At 69.8% G+C, this 26,318-nt stretch carries 21 protein-coding genes and 1 pseudogene; 14 read left to right on the forward strand and 8 right to left on the reverse strand.

What is annotated here, in order from left to right; translation table 11 throughout:
• Nucleotides 1-6: 6 nt before the first annotated feature.
• The 7 genes and pseudogenes from EXW95_RS20170 to EXW95_RS20200 form a co-directional block, all read left to right on the forward strand.
• A pseudogene (locus EXW95_RS20170) lies at nt 7-743 on the forward strand (transposase); the annotation flags it as partial.
• Nucleotides 744-1,175: 432 nt separating this feature from the next.
• Nucleotides 1,176-1,820 carry a hypothetical protein gene (locus EXW95_RS20175; protein WP_174369288.1) on the forward strand — a complete coding sequence of 215 codons (645 nt, stop codon included), beginning with the start codon at nt 1,176-1,178 and terminating at the stop codon, nt 1,818-1,820.
• A 353-nt stretch (nt 1,821-2,173) separates the two neighbouring features.
• Nucleotides 2,174-3,349, forward strand: a complete 1,176-nt coding sequence (locus EXW95_RS20180) for a hypothetical protein (RefSeq protein ID WP_174369289.1) — start codon at nt 2,174-2,176, stop codon at nt 3,347-3,349.
• Nucleotides 3,346-6,534: a tubulin-like doman-containing protein gene (locus EXW95_RS20185; RefSeq protein WP_174369290.1), complete on the forward strand. Its 3,189-nt coding sequence runs from the start codon at nt 3,346-3,348 to the stop codon at nt 6,532-6,534. The genes EXW95_RS20180 and EXW95_RS20185 overlap by 4 nt, the downstream gene beginning before the upstream one ends.
• 4 nt (nt 6,535-6,538) lie before the next feature.
• Complete coding sequence (locus EXW95_RS20190; protein WP_174369291.1) at nt 6,539-8,329, forward strand: hypothetical protein; 1,791 nt, start codon at nt 6,539-6,541, stop codon at nt 8,327-8,329.
• A complete protein-coding gene (locus tag EXW95_RS20195; RefSeq protein ID WP_174369292.1) occupies nt 8,326-8,946 on the forward strand; it encodes an OmpA family protein in 621 nt (206 codons plus the stop codon). The genes EXW95_RS20190 and EXW95_RS20195 overlap by 4 nt, the downstream gene beginning before the upstream one ends.
• On the forward strand, nt 8,943-10,607 hold the full coding sequence (locus tag EXW95_RS20200) for a hypothetical protein (RefSeq protein WP_174369293.1): 1,665 nt from the start codon (nt 8,943-8,945) through the stop codon (nt 10,605-10,607). Before EXW95_RS20195 ends, EXW95_RS20200 begins: the two co-directional genes overlap by 4 nt.
• Nucleotides 10,608-10,834: 227 nt before the next feature.
• Here EXW95_RS20200 and EXW95_RS20205 read toward each other — a convergent pair whose 3' ends face one another.
• From EXW95_RS20205 to EXW95_RS20215, 3 genes are read right to left on the reverse strand one after another with little or no spacing between them, the layout of a single operon-like run.
• Nucleotides 10,835-11,572: a hypothetical protein gene (locus EXW95_RS20205; RefSeq protein ID WP_174369294.1), complete on the reverse strand. Its 738-nt coding sequence runs from the start codon at nt 11,570-11,572 to the stop codon at nt 10,835-10,837.
• Between the two features lie 2 nt (nt 11,573-11,574).
• On the reverse strand, nt 11,575-12,726 hold the full coding sequence (locus EXW95_RS20210) for a flagellar assembly protein T N-terminal domain-containing protein (RefSeq protein ID WP_174369295.1): 1,152 nt from the start codon (nt 12,724-12,726) through the stop codon (nt 11,575-11,577).
• A complete protein-coding gene (locus EXW95_RS20215) occupies nt 12,723-13,466 on the reverse strand; it encodes a hypothetical protein (protein WP_174369296.1) in 744 nt (247 codons plus the stop codon). The genes EXW95_RS20210 and EXW95_RS20215 overlap by 4 nt, the downstream gene beginning before the upstream one ends.
• A gap of 127 nt (nt 13,467-13,593) precedes the next feature.
• Here EXW95_RS20215 and EXW95_RS20220 point away from each other — a divergent pair, with 127 nt between their 5' ends.
• Nucleotides 13,594-14,145 (forward strand): CsgG/HfaB family protein, encoded by a 552-nt coding sequence (locus EXW95_RS20220; RefSeq protein ID WP_174369297.1) that lies wholly within the window; start codon nt 13,594-13,596, stop codon nt 14,143-14,145.
• Between the two features lie 75 nt (nt 14,146-14,220).
• On the opposite strand, the gene EXW95_RS20225 is transcribed toward EXW95_RS20220, so the two are convergent.
• Nucleotides 14,221-15,000, reverse strand: a complete 780-nt coding sequence (locus tag EXW95_RS20225; protein WP_174369298.1) for a hypothetical protein — start codon at nt 14,998-15,000, stop codon at nt 14,221-14,223.
• A complete protein-coding gene (locus EXW95_RS20230) occupies nt 14,997-16,274 on the reverse strand; it encodes a hypothetical protein (RefSeq protein WP_174369299.1) in 1,278 nt (425 codons plus the stop codon). The genes EXW95_RS20225 and EXW95_RS20230 overlap by 4 nt, the downstream gene beginning before the upstream one ends.
• Before the next feature lie 80 nt (nt 16,275-16,354).
• On the opposite strand from EXW95_RS20230, the gene topA reads away from it, so the two are divergent.
• Nucleotides 16,355-18,352, forward strand: coding sequence for a type I DNA topoisomerase (gene topA / locus EXW95_RS20235; RefSeq protein ID WP_174369300.1), 1,998 nt, complete (start codon nt 16,355-16,357; stop codon nt 18,350-18,352).
• A gap of 17 nt (nt 18,353-18,369) precedes the next feature.
• Here topA and EXW95_RS20240 read toward each other — a convergent pair whose 3' ends face one another.
• Nucleotides 18,370-20,259: a hypothetical protein gene (locus tag EXW95_RS20240; RefSeq protein ID WP_174369301.1), complete on the reverse strand. Its 1,890-nt coding sequence runs from the start codon at nt 20,257-20,259 to the stop codon at nt 18,370-18,372.
• Nucleotides 20,260-20,629: 370 nt separating this feature from the next.
• Between EXW95_RS20240 and EXW95_RS20245 the strand changes: the two genes are divergently transcribed.
• The 5 genes from EXW95_RS20245 to EXW95_RS20265 all read left to right on the forward strand — a co-directional run bounded on the left by EXW95_RS20245 (nt 20,630) and on the right by EXW95_RS20265 (nt 24,989).
• Nucleotides 20,630-21,052, forward strand: coding sequence for a hypothetical protein (locus EXW95_RS20245; RefSeq protein ID WP_174369302.1), 423 nt, complete (start codon nt 20,630-20,632; stop codon nt 21,050-21,052).
• Between the two features lie 99 nt (nt 21,053-21,151).
• A complete protein-coding gene (locus tag EXW95_RS20250; RefSeq protein ID WP_174369303.1) occupies nt 21,152-21,649 on the forward strand; it encodes a hypothetical protein in 498 nt (165 codons plus the stop codon).
• A 6-nt stretch (nt 21,650-21,655) separates the two neighbouring features.
• Nucleotides 21,656-22,123: a hypothetical protein gene (locus EXW95_RS20255; protein WP_174369304.1), complete on the forward strand. Its 468-nt coding sequence runs from the start codon at nt 21,656-21,658 to the stop codon at nt 22,121-22,123.
• Between the two features lie 54 nt (nt 22,124-22,177).
• Nucleotides 22,178-22,885 (forward strand): molecular chaperone, encoded by a 708-nt coding sequence (locus EXW95_RS20260; RefSeq protein ID WP_174369305.1) that lies wholly within the window; start codon nt 22,178-22,180, stop codon nt 22,883-22,885.
• Nucleotides 22,875-24,989, forward strand: a complete 2,115-nt coding sequence (locus EXW95_RS20265) for a hypothetical protein (protein WP_174369306.1) — start codon at nt 22,875-22,877, stop codon at nt 24,987-24,989. The genes EXW95_RS20260 and EXW95_RS20265 overlap by 11 nt, the downstream gene beginning before the upstream one ends.
• A gap of 63 nt (nt 24,990-25,052) precedes the next feature.
• On the opposite strand, the gene EXW95_RS20270 is transcribed toward EXW95_RS20265, so the two are convergent.
• Nucleotides 25,053-25,577 (reverse strand): hypothetical protein, encoded by a 525-nt coding sequence (locus EXW95_RS20270; protein ID WP_174369307.1) that lies wholly within the window; start codon nt 25,575-25,577, stop codon nt 25,053-25,055.
• Nucleotides 25,574-26,224 (reverse strand): hypothetical protein, encoded by a 651-nt coding sequence (locus EXW95_RS20275; protein WP_174369308.1) that lies wholly within the window; start codon nt 26,222-26,224, stop codon nt 25,574-25,576. The genes EXW95_RS20270 and EXW95_RS20275 overlap by 4 nt, the downstream gene beginning before the upstream one ends.
• Nucleotides 26,225-26,318: the final 94 nt, after the last annotated feature.

Below are 26,318 nucleotides of genomic sequence, written 5' to 3' on the forward strand. Positions count from 1 at the left end.
CGAAAAGTCGACCTCACCAGCATCCCCAAGACCGGCCAGAAGCTTCCCGCTGTTCGCGTGCAGGGCGGCGTCCACGGCATTCACCTCGTGGTCCTGTATGTCGTGTACGGCACACTCAAGTTTCCGGTCGGGTATCGCGCGTGGCTCGCCTTGGATCTCCTCGCCACCGTTCCACAGCCGATCCGGCGGCGATTCGACGTGTGCGTGCTGGCGGACAGCGGGTTCGAGTCCGCGACGTTCCTGCAGGGCGTGCGGGATGAGGGGTCCGAGTTCGTCGTGGGTGTTCGGTCGAATCGGCGCACCGATCACTCAGGTCGAGTGACCGTGAGTGACTGCGAGCACGGCAGCTGGCTGTCGCTCCACAACTGGCCGTGGGAGGTCGTGACGTTGGCCCGATTTGACCGGGGCGACCGGACCTTCTTCTCGGTGTCGCCAGAGAGGGAAAACGTCGGTGGGCGATCGAATCCTTCTTCAAGGAATCCAAGCATCAGTTCGGGTTGAACCAGTTCGCTCTTCATACCGCTCAGGGGCTGGATCGCTGGGTGTTCCTGGTGTGTGCGGCGTTCACGCTGACCGTGCTGTGCGCCGGAGGAGGAAAAACGCTGGAAGAGGATGCCAGGCTGGCGGCGCAGATCGCACTGCCTGCACTGGTCGTTGTGCGGCTGATGATCGAGGTCCAGCGACACGAGGAATTGCTGCGCCAGCACGGCTATTCAGTCCATCTATCCAGGTGCAGGATCTGAGTACTGCACTCTTGACAGATCAGTCTCGTCGATGAGTTTGCTGGCGCGTTTTTCGAGGAGTTTGTGCTCAAGACCTGTTGCGTAGTGGTGGGTCAAATTTAGGAAAAGGCCGTCAATGACAGCTAGAACCGCCCAATATTGTACTCAGTCAAGGAAGCGGTAATTTTGGGCGACTCGGACGACGCTTCTGAGGCCGCGCCTCGTTACCGCGCAACAGTTCTTCACTCAGGGCGTGGGTGATCGTCATGCGTTCAGTGGACACCGGCAGGGACCTCCGGGTCGGACGAGAACACTCGGGACGGGGCGGCGCGGTGTGGCCTGGCGGCGGGATGACGCGGGAAGACGAACCCTACCGGGCGCGCAGGCCAGCGGTCAAGTGCGTCATTACCTGACGTGCCCTTGTGTTCATGTGAACCGTACAGGAGGGACCTCATGCTGCCCGGACCGCCCGTCTATATCGCCTGCACGCACTGCGCCGCCCCCGCCCATTACCGCCTGTTCCTGTCCTGGAACACCTTCGGAGTGACGGTATGGACGGACGGCGTGAACCTCGCCCCCATGACCCCGATCTTCACCTGGGTCACCCGCTGCTCTACCTGCGGAGGCTACTACTGGCTGGAGGACGCCGACGAACTCCCGTTCGACCCGGATCGCCCCTTCCCGCCCGAGGTTCACCGCCTCAACGCCGACGACTACCTGGGAGCGATCGACGCCGGACTGGCCGACGACGCTCGGGGATTCGACCTGAAGGTCTGGGCATGGCAGCGGTATAACGACGCCTTCCGTGACCGGCCGCCTGGGAGCTGCGCGCCACCGGTGACTGGCCGATACCGCGCCCTGATCGAGGAACTGAGTGATTTCACGCCTGTCACGGTCAACGATCAGCTGTTCCGTGCTGAACTCACCCGCTCTCTGGGCCGGTTCTCGGAGGCGTCGACCATGTTGATGTCGATCACCGGTGAGCGGAGCGTGCCGTACGTGGCGGTGATGAGGGCGCGGTGCGCCGCGCAGGACCCTGGCGTGGCCAGGGTGCCAGGCGGGCGCCACCCGGTCTGGCAGGACCACGACGACCGCTGACAGTGGTTTCCAGTTCCACCCTGGGGCGACAACCACGCCCTCCAATTCCACTTCCAGCCGCTGTCTTTTTCAGATGCTCGCTCTGCTCGTTCAGGAGTATTGAAAGCTCCCTTCGATACTCCTGAATTCTGCTGTGAGGCCTCCCCCTTCTGAACCGATTGAGACATTTTCGACAGGGTGGGGGTATCGCCCCCCCTGCGGTGCCACATGTGCGCCTGACTGCACCTGGACAGCTGCCTATGATGGCGCGCAGCACACTCCGGCTCACTTCATGAGGACACGCTGAGATGAATACTAGATACCTCCTTCCGCCTCTGCTCCTCCTCGGTTCCGCGCAAGGCGCCACACCCACCGTGAACGCCGCCCTCCTCAACGAACAGGCCGAACGTCTCTACCGCGAGATCGACACGGCCGTCTCCGCCGCAGGTGGAAACCTCGACGGGCAGCACATCCACCTTGCCGTCGCCTTCAGCACCGGCCACTTCGCCCGTGACCCCCGCATGGCCGAGGCCGCGCGCGTCATCGCGTCCGACCTCGCCCAGCAGCACCTCGTGGACGGCGACCAGCTCAGCTCCTACGCCTGGGAACAGCGCCTCTGGCCGCACGCGGGCGAGTCCCTCAATCCACTCAAGATCACCCGCGACCGCGCGGCCCTGCGCGCCAACTTCCAGAACCTCTGGCCCCGCACCGCCCAGGCTGGCAGCGAAGGCGGCCACGACACCGAGGCGGTCATCACCGAACTGGCCCAGCGCTTCGAGGGGCAGAAGGACACGGTCCTCGTGCTGCTCACCAACACCGCCGCCAGTTCCGCCGGTCGCGCCGGGGAACGCACGATCGGGGAAAACGACCCGGACTACGTGTCGGCCCTGACCCGCTGGACCCGCGTGCGCACCAACACCACCGGCGCCACCCTCTCCCTGCCGTTCGGGGAAGGCAACCGCACCCTGGACGCCGTGATCCTCACGCCGCGCGAGTTCAGCGGCGCGGCGCTCAGCCGCCCCCGCACTGAACTCCTCACCCAGCAGACCGACGCGCCCACGCCTCAACCGGCGCGGCGCATTCCCTGGCTGCCGATCCTCCTCGGCGTCGCCGCGGCCGCCGCCCTCGCCGGCCTGATCCTGGCCCGGCGCGGAAAAGGCGCGACGACCCGCCCGTCGCGGCGCGACCCCCTCACCCTGCACGTCGCGGGCCGCGCCTTCCCCCTCAAGGACAGCAAGGACGGCGACGTCATCTGCACTGTCGTCGGCCCCGGCTACCCCATCCCGCCCAGCAGCGCCCAGTACGTCACGCTCGGCGCGGGCCTTCCCGCCATCAAGTTCCTCACCGTCTCCCGTTCCGGCACCGGACTCAAGGTCACGCCGGACCTCGACGTCACCGTCGAAGGCGACGCGCCCGCCCCCATCCCCGCCGACCGGGACGCCGAGTACACCCTGAACCTCAAGGGCCGCGCCCCCAGCAAACCCAACCTGCCGCCCCGTCCCTACCAGACCACCCTGACCCTGGCCCTGCGCCCAGAGGAGCAACCATGAGCAACACCGAAGTCACCAAGACCCTCGTCATCGGCCTGGGCAGCACCGGCACCCGCGTCGCCAACAACCTCATCCGCCGCCTCACCTGGAAGTACGGCTCCGCCGACCGCGCCCCCTGGGTGCAGTTCATGGCGATCGAGACGAATACCAACGAACCCGCGCCGATCCTGAGCCCCAGGGGCGACTTCTTCCCGATCGCACTCGACGGCAAGACGTACGGCCAGATCCTCTCCGACCCCGGCGCGCACCGGAAGATCCACCTGGAGAAATGGGCGGACATGACCACCCTCCGGCGCCTGAAGGACACCGAGGGGGGCGCCGGCAACATCCGCATGGTCGGACGCCTGACCTTCATGATGGATCCCAACTACACGACGATCCGCCGGGCGCTGCTATCCCGGATCACCAACCTGCGTGACCTGCAGTCGAGTGGAGCGCAGGAACAGCGAGGCGCGCTGCCTGACGGCTCGAACCCCACCATCACGTTCGCGGCGGGCGGCGAGATCCGCGTCTTCATCGTGGGGACCCTCTGCGGCGGAACGGGCAGCGGCCTCCTGCCGGACTTCGGATACTTCGTCAAATCCCTGCCGCTGCGCGAAACCGAGAAGATCATCGGCATCTTCTCCCTGCCGCACCCGAACCTCACTTCCGCGATCGCCTCGAACGCCGAGCGTCTGAAGAAGAACGCCTACACCGCCCTCGTGGAACTCAACCACTACCACCAGGGCACGCCGGACACCCTGCCGCCCATCACGTACGCGGACGGCACGGTGGCGAACATGACCACCCAGCCGTACGACCTGCCATACCTCGTGGCACCCAGCTCGCCCACGAAGACAGGGGAGACGGAACTCAACGAACTCATCGCCGACCGGATCTACATGAATGTCGTGTCCCCGGAAGCCGATCCGTTCAGTCTCGCCGTGGACGCGCCCATGCCCGACCGGGATCACCAGGCGCACGTCTTCAGCACCTTCGGCCTGTCCGTCGCGGAGTTCCCCGCCGATCAGATCACCGAGGCCGCCGCGAAGAAACTCCTGCACGGCGCACTGAGCGAATGGCAGCGGGGCAACCCGGAGACGGCCAGTGACCTCACCGCCGAGATCGGCCTCGACTGGGTCAGCCTGATGCCGTTCGCCCTGGACAAACCGGTCGACGAGTGGCTGCGCGACGCGACCCGCGCCGTGAACAGCGAACTCGACACCGAGAAACTGGATTTCACGCGCCTGGACCGGGCACTGTCCGAACTGCGCCGCGCTGTCGCGCCTGACGGTGGCCTGTCCGGTCAGATGCGCGCCCGGCGTGACCTGATCACGGAAGCCATCTACCAGCGCTTCACCGATCACGCCCACGAGTCCCTCCTGGACCGCATCCGTGGGCCGCAAATCCTCGCCACCGAGGTGGGCGGCCTGATCGAGTACCTGCGCGGCCTGCAGGAGGCCGCCAAGGCCAACACGGCCGTCTCGCAGAGCGAGGCGGGCGAGGCGTGGCAGAAGGTTGACGCGGCCGTCACCCGACTGAAGGACGAGGTGAAGAAGGTCAGTTTCTTCAACAAGAACAAGGGCAACATCCAGGGCGCGCAGCGCGACCTGCGCGACGCGGCCCGTAAGTTCGCCAAGATTCAGATGGAGTCCGCCGTGTACGCCTCCATGCAGACGTACAGCAAGCACGGCACCGTCGACTTTGGTGTGTGCGAGCACCTGGAGCGGCTGCTGCTCCAGGTCCAGTCGAACCTCACCAGCCTCAATCACCGCGTGACCGCGCTGCGTAACCGCCTCTCGAGCGACGTCGAGCGCCTGTCCGACACGGTGCCTCCGGTCAACGGTCTCGTGCTGTTCGAGCCGCGTACCACCGTGAACAGCGAGTACCGCCGCGCCCTGGAAGCCGGGAAGCAGAGCAGCATCGAGCACCTCGACAACATTGAGGCCCGTCACTACGAGCGCCTCATCCGCAGCTGGACGGACCTGCCCGGCGTGATCGTGCCGTCCTCACGGCACCTCGACAAGTCGTGGATCAATGCGTCGTTCGATCCAAAGGGCGAGTTCCTCATCCCGCAGGGCATGCTGACCCGTTTGCTGCAGGACGCTGCGCAGCCCTTCAGCCTGGTCCTCGCGCAGGAGAACGTCGTCGAGCGCCTCATGCGCGAACGTGAACTCACGCCGGCGGTCGACGGCCGCGTCCGCAACGCCGCCGAACGGGCCCGGCCTTTCCTGGACCTGAACAAGGCGCGGGCCGTGGAAGGCAACCGCAGCCCGATCCTGGAGCGGCAGACGGTCTTCACGCCCGCCCGCACCGCGCCCAGTGACGCTGATACCTTCAAGAACCTGATCGGCTCGACATTCTCCAGTGCCAACGCGATCTTCCGCGAGGGCAGTGATCCTACCCGAGCCCTGTTCATGGAGGAGTACTACCGCTTCCCCCTGCGCGGCCTGGACCAGGTGCTCGGTGACGGAGGCCTGCACGCCGCCGAGTGTCACGACTTCCCCACGTTCCACACCCGCCGCGACGTCCAGTGGTACGGCCTGTCGCGCCGCGAAGCGCAACTCCTCGAAGACGCGACCGAGGCGCTGGTCGTCGGCCTGATCCTCGGTGAACTCACTGTCCGGGACGGACTGGTGCTGTCCTGGACGTCCACTGGTTTCGGGGACCGCGATTTCCGGCGACTGCCGATCAACCTGCCGGAAGCCGCGCGCGCGCTCGCGCAGGGCGAACACGACCTCGATGGATTCAGTCTCGTGGGCGCGCTGCCCACCCTGCAGGCCCGCATCGAGCAGCACTGGAAACGCCACGACCTGAACGTGCAGGAGGGCGCGCTGGCATTCGTGCAGCAGCTCAACGAACGCCTGGCCGAGTTCTACCGTCATGGCCGTCAGGTGCAGGTGCACGGCTGGGGCGATCAGAGCTGGGCGGGCGAGCAGCTCGCGAAATTCACGGCCCGCCACACGCCGCTGCACGACGCCAGCATGACGCTGTTCCCACCAGCTCCGGCGACCATCAACGCGCTCACGCTGCGCAAGGATCAGCCTGGCCGCTGGGGCGGACTTGCACCGAAAGACGGTCTATTCTGCCCGCGCTGTGGCGGTGAGATCGGTGCGAACGTACAGGACGCCGCGCTGAACGGCTGGCGCTGCTTCAACGACTCCACGCACTACTACGGACCCGGCGCCGCGGTCCTGGTCGGGTGAGCGCATGGGGAACCCCTTGAGTGTCCTGCTGCCGCACACCGGTCTGCTCTGGGCGCTGCTGATCGGCATCCTGGCCCTGTTCGGGCTGGGCCTGTGGCAGTGGGCACGACTGCACGCCCGGCTGGGCCGGGAGGAGGCCGCCGCGCGGCGCGTGTCGGTCCTCCTGCGCCCCGCGACGGACGAGTCGACCCTCAGTGTGATGCTCGGGCGGGATCACGCGACGCTGGCCGGTACGCTGATGGTGCAGATGGTCCGTCACAGTGGCCTGGCGTTCGCCCGCCCCGGCGACGTTCTCGAACCGCTCGTGGATCAGGTCCGGCAGGACAGCGTCTCCAACCGGGCGCTGCCGAACCTGCTGCTGCTGTTCGGTCTGATCAGTACGGTCGTCGGTCTGATCGGCACCCTGGGACAGCTGGGGCCGAGCATTCAGAACGCGATGAGCGCCGCTGATCCCGGTCAGGTCGCGCAGAATCTCGGCGTGACGTTGCGGGAGATGAGCTCGGCCTTCGCGGGGACGTTCTGGGGCGTGGCCACTGCGTTCCTGCTGCAGGTGGCGCAGATCTTCACGGCGCGCCGGGCGCAGCGGCTCATCCGGGCGCTGGACGGCATCAGCCTGAAGTACGCGCCGCAGCTGTACCCGGCGGGCAGTGAGAAGCAGCTCGAGTCCCTGCAGGCCCTGATGGAGCGCAGCGGGACCTTCCTGAAGGAAACGCAGGAGGCCATTCAGCAGACCAGCCAGCAGTTCTCGCAGGTGCTGACCGAGGCTGGCACGACCATCACCGAGAGTCTCAAGACGCTGCAGCGCACCTCGCAGGACATCTCCGTGGCGCTCAAGCAGGCCAGTGGGGACGTCAAACTCAGCTCCGAACGCCTGACCACGGCCGTGGACGCTCTCCAGCAGCACAAGAACGATTACCGCAACATCTACACGCAGTTCAATGAGATGTTCGAGCGGTCCATGACGGCGCTCGGGCGGCACAGTGACCAGCAGCTCGGTGAGATCCGCGCCGTGCACACCGAGTTCGGGCGGACTGGCGCGGACATCGTCGCGGAGATCTTCAAGGTCAGTGAGAAGCTCACGCAGGTGACGGGCGACCTGGCTGTCAGTCAGAACGTGATGACCAGCGCGGCCGGTGAGGTCTACAGCAGCCTGCGGGGCGGGTTCGACACGCTCCAGTCGCGTCTGGACGAGACCCTGAAGGCCTACACGACCGAGGTGAATGTCGTCGGGACCGCCATGGACGCGCTGCGCCCGGACCTCAAGGGCAGCGCGGAGGCCGTCATGGCCCTGGAGCGGACCCTGCGCGGCAAGGACGACGCCGAGCGCACCCGCGCCCGCGATCAGGAGGCCCGCGAGGCGGCGTTGCGTGAGCAGATCAGTGCCCTCACGCAGATCCTGGCGCAGGTGCAGCGCCCCATCGAGCAGGGCGTGACGGCATTGACGGCGCTGCCCGCCTGGGAAGCGGACCTGCGCGCGACGCTCGACGCCCACCGCGCCAATCTCGAGGCGCTGCGCGCAGCGGTCCAGGAGGACCTGCGCTCGCTGGGTGAGGCCCTCGGCCCGGTGCAGGACGCGCAGGTGGCCGCCCGTGAACAGCGGGCCGAACACGCCGAGGCGCTCCGGCAGGTACGGGACGTGCTGACGCAACAACTCGACGCGACCGCCCGCGTGGGCCGGCACATCGAGCAGGCCCTCCCGGACGACGCGGCTGCCGTGCAGCGTGACCTGCGCGACGCCGTGCAGCGACTCAATCTTGCCCTCCCGCTGGCCCGTGAGGCTGGTCCCGCCGCATGAGCCGCCGCACCCTGCCGGCCGACGACCTCAATCCGTACGTGGCGCTGACCGACACCACCCTGAACGTCATTCTGGTGATGGTCTTCGTGGTCGCGGCCCTGACGGCGCTGACCCGCGTGAACTGGGAGAACCTGCGCTACCAGGACGCCCAGACCGCCTTCCAGGAGGCGCTCAACGCCCGGATTCCCGCCGCGCGGCGACCGGTTCTCAACCGCGGGAAGAACGACCCTGTGGGGACGCAACGCTGGGTGTTCACCAACACCGCGCTGTTCAAGCCCGGCAGCGTGAACCTCAGCCCAGGTGGCCGCGCCACCCTGGGGCAGTTCGCGAAGGCGCTGCGGGAGAACCGGGGCACCTGGCGGCGCATCCGCATCGAGGGGCACACGCTGCCGACCCTGAACCGCACGAGTGACCGCTGGGAGGACGCCACGAACCGCGCCGCCGCCGCCGCCCGCTTCCTCGTCACGCAGGGCGGCATCGAACCGTACTTCATCGCCACAGCGGGACGCGGCGGGCAGAACCCGCTGCCGGACCTGAAACTCACCGCGCCGGATCACGCCCGGATCGAGATCGTCCTCGAGTACACCAACAGTGCCCCCGCCGGAGCCCGCCCATGACCACCTGCCCCGCCTGCCACGCGCCGGTCCCGCCGGACGCGCCCCACTGCCTCGCCTGCCACGCGCCGATGCTGGCCCTGCCGACCGGCACCCGCCTGTACCAGCAGTACCGGGTGGACCGGGCGCTGCGCCGCGAGGAGCACCTCCGGTACCTCGCCACCGACGAGCGTGACGGGCAGACCGTGCTGATCGACGAATTCCTCCCGGCAGGCAGTCGCCGACTGGGCAACCTCGTTATCCTGCCCGGCAACAGCGCCGGGGCGCGCGACGCCTGGACGCAGCGGGCGTCCGCCCTGCAGAGCGATTGCCCGGGGCAGCGCAGGGTTCACCTGACCTTCGAGCAGCACGGCACCACGTACGCGGTCCTCAGCCCACCCGAAGGCGTGACCCTGCGCTCGGACGTGCTGCGCCGCGGCCGCTGGATTCCGGGCGACGTGCAGACCCTGCTCGAGCAACTTCAACCGGCCCTGTCCAGCCTCGGAGCGGCGGCCGGACTGGTCACGCCGGACCGGGTGACCCTCACGCCCGACGGCCCACTGCTGGACCTGACCGCCACGCCCGTCGTCCCGGCCTACCAGGCCCCGGAACACCTGCGCGGCGAGCCACTCGACACCTGGGCTGCCGTCGCCTACAGCCTCGGGGCGACCCTGTCGTTCGCGCTCAGCGGACAGGACCCGCCGGGAGCGGCCCAGCTCGCGATCGGCATGCCCCTCCCGACGCCGCCGGTGGGCACGCCTGACACGCTCATCCGCACCATGACCGCCTGCCTCGCCGGGGACGCTGCCCGTCGCCCCGCGCGGACCGACCTGCTCGGCGTGCCTGCCGGTCCTGTGGTCACGGCCTCCCGCAGCGCCGTGAAGGTCATCCGCGCGCACGGCAGCTGGGTCACGCACCTCCTGCTGCGCGGACCGCAGATCATCAGCGCCGGTGCGGACCTCTCCATCCGGCTGACCTCGGTCAGCGGTGAAGCGCAGGAACGCCTCGACGGTCTGCGCGGGCCACCGACGGGCCTCAGCATGCGGCCCGAAGGGCTCGTGGCGGCCGACACCGCCGGCTGGCTCCACCTGTGGCGGGGGCATCAACTCAGCAGCGTCCAGGGCGCCGAGGGGACCACGCACATGACCGCCTACGGCGACGACCAGGTGCTGACCGTGACCTCCGGCATGAACCTGACCCTGTGGGACACGGCGCCCCTGCGGCCCCTGGGGTCCCAGCGCGCCGGAGAACAGGTCATCACGGCGGTGCAGGCCCTCACCAACCGCATGATCGTCGTCGGCACCGCGCGCGGCGAGGTGATGGTCGTGCATCCCGACCAGGGCGCCATGACGCCACTGCTGCCACCCGAACGTCGCGGCGCGATCGGCGCGCTCGCCACAGATGGCCGCGACGTGTACCTCGCCAGCGGGTCCGTCATCCTGCGGGTCGGTCAGGCGCAGCCCATCCTGACCCTCGACGCGCCCGTGTCCGCCCTGCAGGTGCTGCCCGACGGGCGAATCGTTGCCGCGGCGGGCCGCCGGGTCCTGATCCGCGACCACTCGGGCGCCCTGACCGAACTGCACGCCGCGGCGCACGACATTCACTGCCTGGCCGTCAACGCCGACTGGATCATCGCGGGCACGCAGGCCGGAGAGCTGATCATCTGCCCCACGCCCGTCACCTGACCGGCCCGCCGGAACGCGCGAATGGTAAGGCTTCTGTGCTCATCCCATCAGGTCAGGCCGGGCAGCGGGACCTGGAGGAACAGGACGTGCTCGGTCGTGAGGTAAGTCAAAGGCTGGCGCTGGCCTGGTTGCAGGGTGTTGCCCACGCCACTTCCTGAACCCGCTTCTCTCTCACTCGCATCCGCTCGGATTGAACGGCTGTGCAAGCCATTCAATCCGAGTCCGTATCAGAAGTCGCCGGTGCGCCCTGGAGGTAACGGGGCGTACCCTGGAAGTGTTCCGGCCGGTGCGCCCTGTGCGGGCAGGCCGGGCACGGTCGGGCCTGCGCCACTGCCTGGGGCTGCGGTCTGATTGAGGGGCAGTTCGTAGCGGACGACGATGCACATGTTGCCGTCTCCGATGCTGACTGTGCGCGTGCCTGTGACCCGGCCGTACCGGATGATGCCCGCCACGTTGCGTTGTTTCACCTGCAGCAGGCTGGAATTCACTTCCACCAGGGCGTTGCTGGTGCGGACGCTGGTGTCGCCGGCCGTGGCTTCCGCCGCTGATTCGCTGGTCTGCTCTCCTTCGCTGCTGAGCGTCGTGGCGGCGATGGCGGCACCCTGGAGGTACTTCACGGCGTATTCCTCGGCGGCAAGCTCGGCCTTGGTGGACGCTGCGCCGATGGCGGCTGGACCCCTCAGGCGCCAGACGCTGGCGGAGATCCGGCTCACGCCGTACACGCGCAGGGAGTCCACGCGGCCACTGCGGTTGCTGTCGAAGAGCATCGCGGTGGGTGCGTTGCACAGTGCGAGCATGTCGGCCAGGTTCGGGGCCTCTGCGACGCGCCCGTCCTGAATGGTGATGGCGGCCGGGTTCGCCTGAACTTCCTGTTGTACGTACTGCGGTGCGGGGATAGGTGTGGTGGCGGTCTGAGCGGCGGCCATGGCGCCGCAGCTGAGCAGCAGGGTCACGATTCGTTTCATGTTCACCTCGAGTAGGTGGCGGTGATTTCTCCGGCGGAGAGGCCGGTCACCGAGAGATGGAGGTCTTCGAGCAGCGCGGCGAGTTCCTCGGGGGAACCCTCGTATTCCACTTCGATCACGGCGCCGCCCTGGTCAAAGTGCCGTTGGGAGACGCTGCGGATCCCGGCGGTGGCTCGGAGGGCTGCCGTGAAGTCGGTCACTGCTCTGAAGTTGGGCAGGGCCGTGATCTTGACCGTGAACGTGCGGCCTGCGCCCTGTCCCTGTCCGGACAGCCAGGTCAGGATCGTGCGGGGGAGTTCCGGCGTGGCTTTCAGCGCGGCGTTACTCAGGGCTGTCTTGCCGGCGATGCCGTCAGTCGCGCCGATTCCACCGGCGTGGAAGGCGCCACTGTAGATCACCTGAGCGGTCGCGAGGTCGATGATCTTCACTTCGAGGCGGGCGTTGTACGCCTGCATGCCGCTGCCCCTGAGGGCGTCGGGGGTGGTGGGAAGTTCCTCTGCGAACGCCTCACCGGTGATGAGCAGGTCAGCCTGAAAGCGCGTGCCGATCTCCCGGAGCGCCTGCGGGTCCAGGTTGCCGTGGCGAAGCTGGTCGCGTGCCAGGAGCCGTTCGGTCTGGCGTACGTCAACGACCCGGTATCCGCCCTGAATGAGGGCGCGCATGACCTCGGTTTCCGCGGCGGGGTCCGGGACGGGGTTGCGGATGATCTCCTCAGGGATCAGCACCATGATGCGGGGATCGCCCTTGCGGGCCAGGAACGCCTTGATCTGCTGCTCGAGCGGTCCGCGGCTGACGGCGACCTGCACCGTGATCTGGAAGGTGCCGCTGCTGTGGCTTTCCGAGATGACCTTCAGCACCCGGCCGTACCCGTCGGCCCGTTTGAGGATCCGCTGCTGAAACTGCTCCGTGGACTCTACCGTGTCGTTGTGCGTGGCTTCCTGCGACCGCAGTGAGGCGCTGCTGCTGATGTACGCGCCCAGGACCTGCTCGACCGCCTCCCGAATGGCGTCGGCCAGGGCGGCCTGACGGGCTGCGGGGAGGCTGCTCTGAATGACGGCGCTGCCGTGCACTTCGACGATCTGCTCCTGGCCCTGCGCGGCCGCCGGCGCGCTGACGGCGATCAGGGCGGGAACGGTCAGCAGCGCCGTTCTCACCGGAGGTCCAGTTTGACGCTGTAGGGGAAGGTGGTGCTTGCCGAGGAACTGTCGACCGTGAAGTACACGCGTTGCGTCTGGCTGGACGCGTTCGTGTACCCACGGTTGTCACTGCCGACGTACGCCCCGGCACTGTCACGGATTGAACCGTAGAAGGACGGCACGGAGAACGGTGCGCCGCTGACCGGCGCGGGAGCGGAGCCCAGCGTGAACTGGTATGACCGCCCGGCGGGAATGTCTGCGGCGTAGACGTCAATGTCGTCGTAGGTAGAGATAAACCCGATCTCCGTCTGCTGCCCCGCCATGACTCTGGCGAAGCCGTTGCCGTTGTTGGGTTCCTGTTCGGTCGCGTTGGGGGTCACCATCACCCACATGGTGTCCGTGACGGTCCGAGTGCCGGTCACGGTTGCGGTGATCTTCGTGACGCCGGCCGACAGCGCGGTGAGTTGCCGACCTTCAATCTTGACGACGGACGGGTCACTGACCGTCCAGGAGGGCGCGCAGTCGAGCGAGACGCGGTCGAGGTTGCTGTTCAGCCAGGAGGCACTCATGTTGATGGTGCTCACGTTGCCGGGCTGCATGACGACCTCATCAGGGACCGACATGGAGAACCCGTCGCGTTCACCGTTGTAGGTGCTGCACGCTCCGAAGTAGTTGTTGGCGGCCTGCGCGATCTGCCCGCAGGACATCAGGGGCAGGCACGCGGCGGCGATAAGACTTGTGAGGAGAAACTTCTTCATGCTCGGCACCGTACAGCAAAGTTTTTTCGCGTGTGCCACACATCAGCGCGACAGACGCCGGGTCAACTGCTATTCCGGGACGGTGAAGACTCAAACGTCCCTCATTCTGGCCTCACTTCTTTCCGGCGTGACCCTGCTGACCTCCTGCAGCATGCTTCAGCGTGACCCCCTGCCCGCCTTTGCGGGTCAGGCGCAGAACATGCTCATCCTCGACATGAACAACGCCAGCGACGGGTCGACGGACCTGCTCACGCAGACTGTGGTCAACAGCAGTGATTTCCGCGCCCGCTTCAACGTGATCGACCGGGTCACCATCACGACCCTCCTCAAGGATCAGCAGCTGGCCAGCGTGGGCGTCATCAACGAGAACACGGTCGCCCGACTGGGCAAGCAGTCCGGCGTTCAGGTGCTGCTCAAGAGCAACCTCAACTACCTCGACACCGGCAGTGAAACCGTCGGGAACGCCAAATACGGCTACAGCACGTACTACACCGCCAAAGCCCAGGTGGCCCTGAGCGTGCTTGAAGTCGAAACCGGTCGCATCCTCGTGACCGGCACGGGAACGGGAAGTGCGAGCAGCAGCTCCAACGCCACGAGTCTGCGCACGTCGGCCTTCACCCGCGCGGTTGATAACGCCGTGTATACCCTGATCCTGAACCACGCCAAGCTGAAGTACTGATTCCGAGGACAGGCTGGCTCCTGGGGCGACGAACGGTCCCAGGAGCTCCTTCGCTCCGGGTGCCACCGATTCAACTCAGTCTTTCCGGGTCTGTTGCCAGGTGGCGCGCAGGCTGTCGGGGAGGGGTGCGGTGCGAGGGTGGGCGGCGTACTCGTCGCAGATCCAGGCGTTCTCGATGATGTTGCCGGTGGAGGAGGGGAGGAGGGGCGTGTTGCTGTTCGTTTCGATCTGAAGGGGGAGGGCGGTGCCGTCGGGCGCGGTGAAGTGGATGGTGATGGCGGGGCAGACGATCTCGCCGGGGCGCAGGAGGTCGCGGCTGGGGATCTGGCCGATCTGCGCGCCTTCGGCGTTCAGGACGGTGACGGGGCCGACATCGCTGGGCTGGGCGCTGACGAGGGTCCGGGCGCGGAGGTGTTCTCCGAAGCGCACGCCGAACACGGCGCACATGAGCGTGCACAGCAGCAGCGCGGTGATCCAGGTGCGGGGGCGCCGGGTGGGCGCGGTGACGCCCTCCCGGACGAGGCGCGCGGGTCGGTAGCGCGTGAGGGGGCGGGCGACCCGCGCGCGCCGGGCGAGACTGCTGTCGGCGACGAACAGCGCGGCGAGGTACAGGGGCAGGGTCGTGACCTGCGCGAGCAGGACGTTGATCACGCCCTCTCGGCCGGGGTCGGTGTACGCGGACGCCGCGCCGAACACGACGGGAACGGCCAGCAGGACGGCGAACATGCCGCCGCAGCCCAGGCTGAAGAACGGCATGGTCTGTTCCGCGGCCGAGCGGCGGCGCAGCAGCAGGGTCGCGGTGATCAGCAGGGCCGCGCTGATCAGGGACACGGGGTGCAGGTACGGGGCGGTCACGGGCGCTCCCGGGGGTCGGTGGTGAGGTCCGGGGTGGATTCGAAGCGGCCGGTGACGACCTGCAGGTGGGAACCGCGCCGCAGCAGGGTGAATTCGTCGCCGGGTTTGAGGGTCACCCGGCCGATCTGGCATGCTTCCACGGCGCGGTAGATGGGGGCGTAGGGGGGTTCGTCGCTGTGCCCGACGGCCTCGCCGTCTGCCCGGGTGGCGTAGGCGAGGTCCACGCCCTCCCTGGCGCAGCGCGTCTCGGCGTCCCGCAGCAGGGTCAGGGCGTCGCCGGGCGCGCTGAGTGCCTGCCAGAAGCGTGCCAGGGCGCGCGTGGCGTGCGGGTCGCGTTTCAGCTGGTCGCGGATGCGGGGGTCGGACGCGCACCACGGTTCACGGACCCACAGCGGTTCGCGGGGCGCAGTGGCTGCGTGGTGGCTGGAGGCGCGGTGGGTGGCGGCCGGCCGTTCGGCTTCCGGGGGCGCCGGTGGAACGCGCGGCTGCTCGGGGGCCGGTTCGGGCAGGGGCGCGCCGAGTGCGGCGGCGGGGACGCTGGTCGTCAGGACCGGCATGGACAGCCACTGCCCGAGCCGGTAGATGTCGGCCATCAGGTCGCGGGTGCGGTCCTCGATCAGTTCGTGCAGTTCGGCCGAGGCGCCCGGGGTGTACATCTGTTTCAGCGTGCGGCTTTCGAGTTCGGTGGCCTCGAACAGGGCGCGCAGGCGCGTGGCGTGCGCCGCGTGGGCCGGGAGGACCGGTTGCGCGTCGAAGGCCACCATCACGCCGGTCAGGTGCGCCTGCGCCCGTTCCAGGGCGGCCATGAGCGCCGCGAGGTGCTCGGTCGGGCACGGTTCGACCGGGGACCAGTCCGGCAGGCTGACCGGCAGGGTGACGTGCGGGTCGTACGCCGGGTCCCGCTGCGCGAGGACGCTCCGTTCGAGCCACGTGGCGACCTGCGCGTAGTATGCGCGGGCCTGATCGGTCGTGACGCGCGGCGCGAAGCCCACCGTGTCCGGGTTGGCGGCCGCGTCCGCTTCCAGGAGCGTGTCGGCGAGCGTCTGCAGGATGAACGCGTTCCACAGGCACAGCGTCGCGAGCTGCTCGTGGCGGGGCTGATCCCACCACGAGCGTCCGGTGCCGCGCAGCATGAACCGCCGGGATTCGGCCTCGTCCAGCATGGGGTGGATGCTCGCGCCGGCCCGCTGATACGCGTCGAGGATCTCGGTGCTGACCTCGCCGCGCAGGCGGGCGCGCAGGCGGGTCATCAGGTCGGGTGGCGGGCGGGTCACGCTGCGCAGGCTAGCGTGCGTCGCCGCGCCGCTCGTGCCGATCTGACCGGGGGTCTCGCCTCCCGCTACTCTGGGCGGGTATGGCGACGCTGGTGATTGTCGAGAGCCCCGCGAAAGCCCGGAAGATCGCGGGGCTGCTCGGGGCGGGGTTCGTGGTGCGGGCGTCGCTGGGGCACGTGCGGGACCTGCCGGGCTCGAAGGCGGAGATTCCCGAACGGTACCGGGCCGAGCCGTGGGCGAACCTGGGCGTGAACCCGGAGACGTTCGCGCCGATCTACGTCGTGCCTGCGGGGAAGCAGGCGACCGTGCGGGAGTTGCGGCAGCTGGCGGCGAGGGCCGACCGGGTGCTGTTCGCGTCCGACATGGACCGCGAGGGCGAGGCGATCTCGTACCACCTCAGCCGCCTGCTGGGGGTCGAGCAGCCCACCCGGATGGTGTTCACCGAGATCACGCGCGAGGCGTTGCAGGCGGCGCTGCGCTCCACCCGCCCGCTGGACCTGCACCTCGTGGCGGCGCAGGAGGCCCGGCGGGTCATCGACCGGCTGGTGGGCTACGGCGTCAGTCCGCTGCTGTGGGGCAGCGTGGGCGGGAAACTCAGCGCGGGGCGCGTGCAGAGCGCGGCGTTGATGCTGGTCGCGCAGCGGGAGATGGCCCGCATGCGCTTCCGCCCCGCGACGTTCTGGTCCATCCGCGCGGACGTCCTCACCCGCCCGAAGTTCACGGCGACCGTCACGCGGGTGCGCAGCAGCGAGCACCCGCAGGGACTGCCCATCGCGCGTTCCGGGGATTACACGCAGGACGGCGCCCTGAAGGCCGGCGTGCAGGTCCTGGAGATGACGGACGGGCAGGCCAGCGCCCTGAGCGCCTACCTGGACGGGCGGGAGGCGACTGTCACCAGCGTGGACGTCACCGAGACCCGCACGCGCCCCGCGCCGCCCTTCATCACGAGCACCCTGCAGCAGGCCGGGGGGCGGCTGAACCTCAGCGCGAAGGGCGTCATGGACGCCGCCCAGCGCCTGTACGAGGGGGGGTACATCACGTACATGCGCACCGACTCCCCGGCGCTGTCCGACGAGGCGCTGACCGAGGCCCGCCGCGAGGCCACGCGCCTGTTCGGTCCGGGGGCGGTGCCCGCGCAGCCCCGGCAGTACGCGACCCGCAACCCCGGCGCGCAGGAGGCGCACGAGGCGATCCGGCCCGCCGGGACGAGCTGGCGCGCCCCCGCCGCGACCGGCCTGAGCGGCGCCGACCTGGACGTGTACACCCTGATCTACCAGCGCACCGTCGCGTCCCAGATGACCGACGCCGTGTTCGACAGGACGGCCGTGACCCTCACCTGCGGCGCCGCCACCCTGGGCGCGCAGGGCCGCGTCCTGAAGGAGGCGGGGTTCCGGCAGCTCCTGCAGGACGACGACCCGAAGGACGAGCAGCGCCTCCCGGCCCTTGCGGCGGGGCAGCGGTTCCCGCTCAAAGCCCGTCCCCCCGAGGGCAAGAAGACGTCCGCCCCGACCCGCTTCACCGAGGCGACCCTGGTGCAGGCCATGGAGAAGGCCGGGATCGGGCGGCCCAGCACGTACGCGCAGACCCTCGCGACCCTGCAGACGCGCGACTACGTCCGCCTGTCGGGGCGGCACCTCGCCGTGACGGCCGTGGGCCTGCTCGTCGCGACGTACCTCGCGCGGCAGGTGCCGGACGTCACGCAGCAGGGCTTCACCGCGACCATGGAAGCCGGACTGGACGACGTCGCCGCCGGGAAAACCACCCGCGTGGCGTACCTGACGCGCTTCTGGACCGACGGGCTGTCGCAGACGATCCGCCGGGCGTCCCGCGACGCGCCGAACCTCCCCCTCCCGCACCTGGACGGCACGCGACTGCGCGCCGCGGGCAGCGGACCGCATCTCGTCCGCGCCGGGCAGAGCGTCCCCCTGCCCCCGCAGGTCATCCCGGCCGACCTGGACGACACGCAGGCCAGCGCGATCCTCCAGGGCACCTGGACGGAAAAGGCCCGCCCGGCACGCCGGACCGGCGAGAAGACCAGCGCGGGCCGCGCCCGGTCCCGCAAGACGACCCCCCCCTGACCCCGGAGGGGCGCGCCTCAGCTGGCCGAATCGGAGGGTGTCAGGAGGCCCAGCGCGGCGCGGTACGTGAACTGCGCGACGGTCACCGTGAGGTTCGCCGCGGCGCACTCGAGGTCCACGGGCGACCCGTCGCTCAGGCCCGTGAATTCCACCCAGGTGTCCTGCGGGCACTCGATCCGCTCGTCGTGCAGCGCGCCCGGCGGCCGGGTGCGGATGGTGACCGGCACCTGCGCCCGGTCGGACTGCACGTGCAGGACGGCCGTCCAGCGGTACAGGCCCGCGCCGGGCGGCTCGGCGCGCACGGTCAGCCGGGGCGGCGCGCCCGGTCCGCCCAGGCGCACCACGCTGAAGCCCTGCCCGTCCCGCACGAGGTGGTACCCGCCGCCCAGCGCGCGCGGCGCCGCGTCACCGACCGCCGCCTGGGTTCCGCTCGCGGCGCGCAGCTCACTGTGCCACGCGCCGGTCACCTCTGCCCGGTCGGTGGGCTGCGCCGGGCCCCCGCGCAGGGCCAGCCGGTCGGCGGCACTCAGCTGTCCCGCCAAGGCCGCGCGCTGCAGTTCACTGCGGAACGCCACCGGCAGGTCACGGTCCACCGGACGGTCGGGGGTGAGGTCGGGCAGGGTCACGGTGATCCGCTCGGGACTGAACACCAGCAGGCCCTCCCTGAGCGCCTCCCGGACGATCCCGGCGTCCGCTCCCAGCGCCGCCGTCGCCGCCGCCGCCGTGAACGGTGCCGGCAGGGCCGCGAGCCGCGCCAGGGCGTCCGCGCTGCCCGGCAGGGCCGACTCGACCTCGGCGAGCAGCCCGGCGCGCAGTTCGGGCGGCAGGCGCACCCGGCGGTTCCAGGCGCTCAGGTGCGGCGCGATGGCCCGCGCGGCCGGCCACCATCCTTCGGACTGCCGCCACAGTTCCAGTGCTCCGCCCGGCGCGGCGTGTGGCAGCAGCGGCGCGAGGTCCTGCGGGGCAGGCAGCGGCGTGTCCTGCACCAGCAGCCGGTCCCCGACACCCAGCGCCTCCAGCTGTCGCCGCAGGTGCGGCGCGGCGGGCGGCGTGCAGATCAGCACCACCATGAGCGCTGCGGGCCAGTTCAGCAGGAACGACAGCAGGCGCACGCTGCGCCCGTCGAGCCGCTCGGCGTTCCGGATCACGAACGCCACGGGGCGCCCCAGCCGCGCGAGCAGCGGACTGAGCCGCACCAGATCCTGCTCCGGGTCGCTGGCACCGGCCAGGACGCGATCGGCGTGGTCCTGCGCGTCACCGGACAGCAGGGGCCGCACCTGCAGCACCAGGGACGCCAGCAGGTGCGCGCTCGACGCGGCGCCCGACACGGTCACGGGCGTCCAGCCGCCCGACTGCAGCGCCTCCTGAACGGTCCGCAGGCGACCGCTGCCCGGTCGGCCCACCTGCAGCAGCACCTGCGGGACCTGCCCGGCGCGGTTCAGCAGTGACCCGACCGCGCCTGGCGGGACGGGCCGCTCGGGCAGCGTGACGTTCAGCCGCTGGGCGCACGCCCGGATCAGACCGAGGTTGTCCGCGCGTCCCGCCGAGAGTTCCGCGCGGGTCGCGAGTGCCTGCCGGACGCGGTCCAGCAGCGCCGCCCGCTGATCGGTCAGCCACGCCGTCCACTCCGGCAGCGCCGGGTCGTCCAGGCCGGTCAGCGGCAACTGCGCCCGCGCCAGCCACCCGTCGAGCGGCGCGTGCCAGTCGGCCTCCCAGGCGTCCAGGTCGGTCGGGAGGACCGCGTGCAGCAGCGGCGCCTTCGGCGGGGCCACCTCGGTCCCCTGGCGGCGCAGCATGGTCAGTTCCACCCGCAGGTTCTGCAGGCCGTCCGACTGGGGCCACAGCAGCCGCGCGACCGCCGAGCGGTGCTGCGGCCGCCCGGTCAGCGTGAGGTAGGTGAGCAGCATCAGTGATTTGCGTGATGCGGGGACGGCTGTCGCTTCCCGACATAGCCGCGTCGCGCCGAGTACCGTTAACGTCACGTTCATCTCCAGTGGTGTGAGGTCATTCGATGCCAAGACACTCCGATGGTAAGGACTTTCACGCCCGCCAGTTGCCTCAAACGAGCGCCCCATTTCACGCCCGCCACTGTCGCGTTAAAACCCGCCCCCGCCCCTTTAACGCCCGCTTTAATGCGCCGCCAGGGGAGGGGGTTTGACCACCTTCAGGCGACCCTCATACAGTGCGAGGCACAGGTCAGGACGCAGGGTCACCGCTCACAGTCACAGCTTCCGGGGAGAAGCTGGGCAGTGTCCCCTTGACCGAAGGAAGGACCACATGAAGAAACTCCTGCTCATCGCCGCCGCCCTCACCGCCACCACCGCCAGCGCCGCCAGCCTCACGCAGACTGTGCAGGTGACGGCCAACGTCGTCAACGCCTGCCAGGTGGCTGGCGTGACCGACGGTTCGTTCACTTACGACGCCATCAACGGCATCACGAACGCCACCAACGCCACGGCGACGTTCAGCTGCAACCGCGGCACGGTGCCTACCCTCGAGACCCCTCAAACTGGCGCCCTGACCTTCGGAACGAGCGGTCTGGATGCTGAATATGAAATTGATAGCGATGGCGGCCTCAACGATGTTGGCGGTACCGATACGACCTTCACCGTCGAGGTTTCCGCTGATGCGGAGCAGTGGGACGTGACCACCAGCACCACCGGGTACGTCGCCAACCTGGAAATCAAAGTCACCTTCTAAACCATCGTGACCTGACGGCCCGCGTCCGCCCCTCTTGGCGGTGCGGGCTGTCGGCACAGCAGTTCAGGGGCAAGATCACCCGCCTCATGAGGAACTGACATGCGTAGATACCTTCTGCTCTTTCCGCTGCTCCTGCTGCCCGCCCAGGCCGCCGGACTTTCCCAGACGGTGCAGGTCGGCGCGCAGGTGAACCGCGCCTGCGTCATCGCCCCTGCCAACCAGAATCCCAAGATCAACATGGATGACTACGAGGCAACAGCTTCGTACGGCACGAACTTCTTTGGTGAAGTAACCATTGACGTGTACTGCAACCGTGGCTCCTCGGCTCCCACCCGCAAACTCAATGGGAATGACGTCGCCCTGAATTACGGCACGGCACTGACCACCACCCTGAACCGTAGTACTGGCCCAGGAACGCTCGACAGTCGCGTCTGGATGGTGCACCCCTCGACGTACGTGTTGAACGACACTGCGTCGCAGTTCAACGGCGCTCAGGTCTACCCGACGAAAATCCGGGCTGGCTGGCCCACCACGCCCCAGTTCAATGCGCCGTCCGGGCAGTATGCCGGTACGGTGACCTTCACCGTGGAGTTCTGAACCGGGATGACGTCACGTTGCGTTTCTGGTCAGGTCGCCCGCTTCCCGGTGCGGCCTGACGTGCGCGGCGCCTGGCGGGCGTTGCTGCTGGGCGCGCTGCTGTCGGGGTGGGCAGCCGGAGCCGGGCCGTCCGGTTCGACCTGCACGGTGGCCAGCGCGGAGGGCACGGCGCTCGGGTCGTACCCGATCCTGACGCCGCTGCTGGGGACGGTGGCAGTCAAGACGACCGGGAACTGCAACGGGGCGCGCGTGACGCTGTCCAGCGATGGCGGCACCGTGTCCGCGTCGGGGGTCTTCACGGGCTTCATGCGGCGCGGCACGTCGAAACTGCGGTACACGGTGACCGGCGCGGACCGCCTGGTCGTGCAGGGGAACCTGAACGGCGTGACGTTCGGGGTGACGGTCCCGGCGGGGCAGTGGGGTGTGGTCAGCGGGGCGTACAGCGACACGTTGACGCTGACGTTCACGTTCTGAAACACGAGACGATTCATTTGGCCCGGTCCGGGCAAGGGAAGGGATTTTTCGCTCATGAGGAAACAGGTGTTGGCGGTGCTGGCGGTCGTGGCGGCCCTGGTTGGGGTCGGGGGGGCCGCAGCGGCGGGGTTCGTGCTCAGTCCGGTGACGATGTCGGTGAATCCGGCCGAGTCGCTCTCGACGTTCACGACGGTCACGAATTCCGAGGAGAAGCCGGTGGAGTTCACGGCGGAGGTCATGCTGTGGACGCAGAAGGACGGCAAGGAGGTGCTGACGCCCGCGCGGGACGCGCTGGTGAGTCCCATGCGGTTCAAGGTGGCGCCCGGGAAGGCGCAGGTGGTGAGGATCGCGCTGCGGAGCACGCCGAAGGTGTCGTCCGTGACGTACCGACTGGTGTTGCGTCAGGAACTGCAGCCCGAGGCGGCGACCGAGGGACGGTCGAGCGTGACGCCGCGGTACGTGTTCAGCCTGCCGGTTTTCGTGGAGAAACCGGACGCGCGCCCGGCGCTGAGCGTGACGGCGCAGCGGGTGGACGGCCGGGTGCAGCTGGTGTTCCGGAACGTGGGGTCGGGGTACGCGGTGCTGCGGCAGATGCAGGTGGTGGCCGGTGAGCGGCGCGCGGACCTGGGGAACCAGTACGTGCTGCCGGGCTCGACGATGATCGTGACGCTCCCGGCGGAACTCGCGGGCGTGTCGGGACTGGTGCTGACCGGGCAGGACGCGGATCAGAAGGTCACGCGCGTGAACGTGAATGTCCCCTGACGTGACCCGCGCGGCGCGCTGGGCGTTGCTGGGGGCGCTGCTGACCGGCGTGGCGTCGGCGCAGGAGGGCGTGTGCGCCGCGCCTGAGTCGCTGGTGGACGTGCAGGTGGGCGGCGCGGGCCGCGGCGTGACGCTGCTGCGGCAGACGCCGGACGGGCGGGTGTGGCTGGACCCGGCGGCCCTGCGTGGCGGTGAGGACGGGTACGTTCAGGAGCGCGTGACCTGCCCGGAAGGCGAACTGGTGTTGTTGCGACCGGACCTGCAGGTGCGCCTGGACCTGGAGGCGCAGGTGCTGACGGTCACGCCGAACCTGGACCTGCTGCCCCGCCGGTCGCAGGCGGTGACGCGGCCCGACGTGGCGGGCGTGGGCGTGGGCCTGCCGGTCGGGGCGGTCGCGTATGACCTGACCGTGTCCCGCGCGCCGGACGGGCAGGTCACGGCGGGGGGCACGGTGGGCCTGACCGGGTCGCGCGGTCCGCTGAGTGCTCGTCTGGACGTGAGTGCCGCGCGGGACCGGGACGCCCAGGTGGGCGGCGGTGTTCGCTACCAGCCGACGCGGGACACGTACGTGCAGGGCGTGTGGAACGCGCAGCCGCTCACGGGTGGGCGGAGCGGGGCGTTCCGGGGCGTGCAGGCGGAAACGGTCGGGGGTGGCGTGCGGTACCTTCCGGCGCTGAGCGTGGACCTGCCCCTCCCGGCGGAGGTGCAGCTGTTCAGTGACGCGCAGCTGCTGGGCGTGTGGACGCTGGACGCGGGTCGGCAGCGTTTCACGGACATCCCGCTGCTGGGCGCGCGGGGCGCGGTGCGGGCCGTCGTGAAGGACGCGGCGGGCACGCGGGAAGTGACGGTGGAGTACGAGTTCCCGGCGGCGCTGCTGCCCCCCGGTGGCGTGCGGGCCGCGGCGGAGGTCGGGCAGCTCGACGGCGAGCCGTACGCGGGTGGCCGCGTCACGTTCGGCGTGACCCCGTCCGTGACGCTGGACGCGGATGCCAGCGTGCGGACCGGCGATTCACGCGTGCGGGCGCTGCTGGTCACGTCCGGCGTGCGCGGCGAGTACGTGCTCAGTGGCGGCGTGCAGTACACGCAGGCGGCGCCGGACCCGTGGGTGGCCCTGGCGAACTACCGCGTGGCGCGCGGGGCGTGGTCGCTGGGGCTCTTGGCGCAGGCGCCACTGAACCGCTGGGCGTCCGGTGCGGCCGAGGCCACGCTGGGCTACGCGTTCACCGGCGGATCGGCGTCGGTGGGTGCCAGCGTGAACGGCGTGCAGGGCTGGTCGGGCCGCGCGTCCGTCACGGGCCGCCTGACGCCGCAGCTGACCGCCACCCTGAGCGGCGCGGCCGGACCGAACGTGCGTCAGGCGCGGCTGAACGTGGGCTTCACGCCCGACAGCCGCCTGAGCGTGGCCGGGGCGGTGTCCACCACCGGGGAGCGCAGCGTGAACGCCTCGTACCTGTTCGCGCCGGGCCGCCGCGCCAGCGTGTCGTACGCGGGCGGCGCCGCGTTCGCGTCTTACACGCAGTCGGACGGTCCGGTGAACGTGACCGTCAGCGGCGGCACCGACGGTCAGCTGGGCGCCAGCGCGCAGGGCAGCGTGGTGTTCGCGGCGGACCGCGTGTACGCCAGCGCCGCGCCGGGCACCGACACGTACGTCCTGCTGCGCACGGGCGTGCCGAACCTCGCGGTGTACGCCGGCGGGCAGTTCAGGGGCCGCACGGACGCGCGGGGTGAACTGGTGTTCTCCGCCCCGTCCGGCCAGGCCGTGGCGATCAGCGTGGACGTGACCCGCCTGCCCCTGGAGGTCGGCGTGAAACAGGCCGTGCTGCTCGTGGGGGGCACCGCCGACCGGGCGCTGTTGGTCGACTGGACGGAGAACTTCACCCGTCAGCGCTTCGTGGACTTCCAGACGGCCGCTGGGGACGACGCGACCGGCGCGACCCTGATCCTGACCGGGGGTGAGCAGGTGGACCTGAACGGCTTCGGGACGGGCCTGCTGCGCGCCGCGCCGGACACCCTGACCGGCGAACTGGTCTGGCCCGACGGGCGGCGCTGCCCGGTCGTGATCGCCCCGGACGCCGAGCAGGTCCGCTGCCAGACTGCTCCCTGAAGTTGCCCTCCTGAACTGGCCCGGTACGAGGCTCGGGCGCCTTGCGGGTCCGTTCGGTTCAGGTCAGTCCAGGTCGAGTTCGGTGGGGGGCAGCATGGCGCGGCTCAGGTCGTGATGCCCGGTGACGTGCAGGACGGGCGGCGCGTCACTGGTCAGCGTGCCGGTCAGGTGATGGTACCCGTCCGGGAGGTCCGCGCCGCGCAGCAGGTACGTGTGCCGGTCCGGCGTGACGGCCAGGAGGTCCGCGCCGACCCGCTGCACCCGCGCCGTGACGTTCAGGGGCGCGCCGGTCAGGGCGGTGGGGCTGATGCGGGGGCGGCGCCGGACGTCGCCGGGCACGCGGGCGTTGTGGACGATCAGGCGCGCTGCCCGCCCGTTCCAGAGTTGCCCCCACACCTCCAGCGGGGTGCCGTGGCGGGGACTCCAGTCGAACGGTTCGCCGGTCAGGTCGAGGTGCCCGGCCGCGCCGCGCAGCGTGGCGCCGGTCAGGGTGCGGGTGTACGTGCCGGACACGAGGATCAGCGTGCCGTCGGGCACCTGTGGCAGGTCGGTCAGGGTGACGGTCAGGTAGGGCGTGGGGTCGGTCATGGGCACTCCAGGAGGGCGAGAACGAGAGGGTGCGCGCAGCTGAGCGCCGCGTGCGTCACGGCGCTCCGCGCCGCCACCTGCGGGGTCGGGCCGCAGCCGGTCGCGCTGCGGCTCACGGCGGGCCGACCGTTCAGCGTGACCTTCACGCGGGCCGTCGCGGCGGCTGTCGCGGCAGACGTGGCGGCGCCCGTCGCCGGGCGGACCTGCGCCCACACACTGACCTGCGTGTCGTGCCCGCCCACGCCCGGCGCCGCGTCGACCGTGAAGCCCACGTCGGTCAGGGCGCGACCCAGCGCCTCGCAGGCGAGCACGCCCGCGCCGTCCTGCACGGCAGCGGCGCCCAGCTGCACCGCCCGGCCCGTGAGTTCCGGACGGTCCCGGAGCGACGCGCGTTCCAGCACGCCGTACGGCAGGGTCAGCACGGCGCGCAGCGTGTGCCCGTCCGGTCCGGCGGCGTCACGCAGCACCCGACTCACCTGCAGCAGGTAGGGCGGCACGCCGTCCACGAGCGCCTGGGCTCCCGGCCCGAACGCCCGCGCGAGCGCCGATCGACCCGCCCTGAGCAGGGCGTCCAGCGCCGCTGGGCGGTCACCCGCCGTGACCGTCACCTCCGCTGAAAGGGGTGGGGGAGACGGGAACTGGCTCATGGGCCGGTCACGCGCCGGGCGCATTCGTCACGCCATCCCCTACGGCTGGTTGCGGGTGCACGGGATCTGCACAGTGTCGAGCTCAGCCGCCGCG

The organism is Deinococcus sp. JMULE3 (genome assembly GCF_013337115.1).
Taxonomy (GTDB): domain Bacteria; phylum Deinococcota; class Deinococci; order Deinococcales; family Deinococcaceae; genus Deinococcus.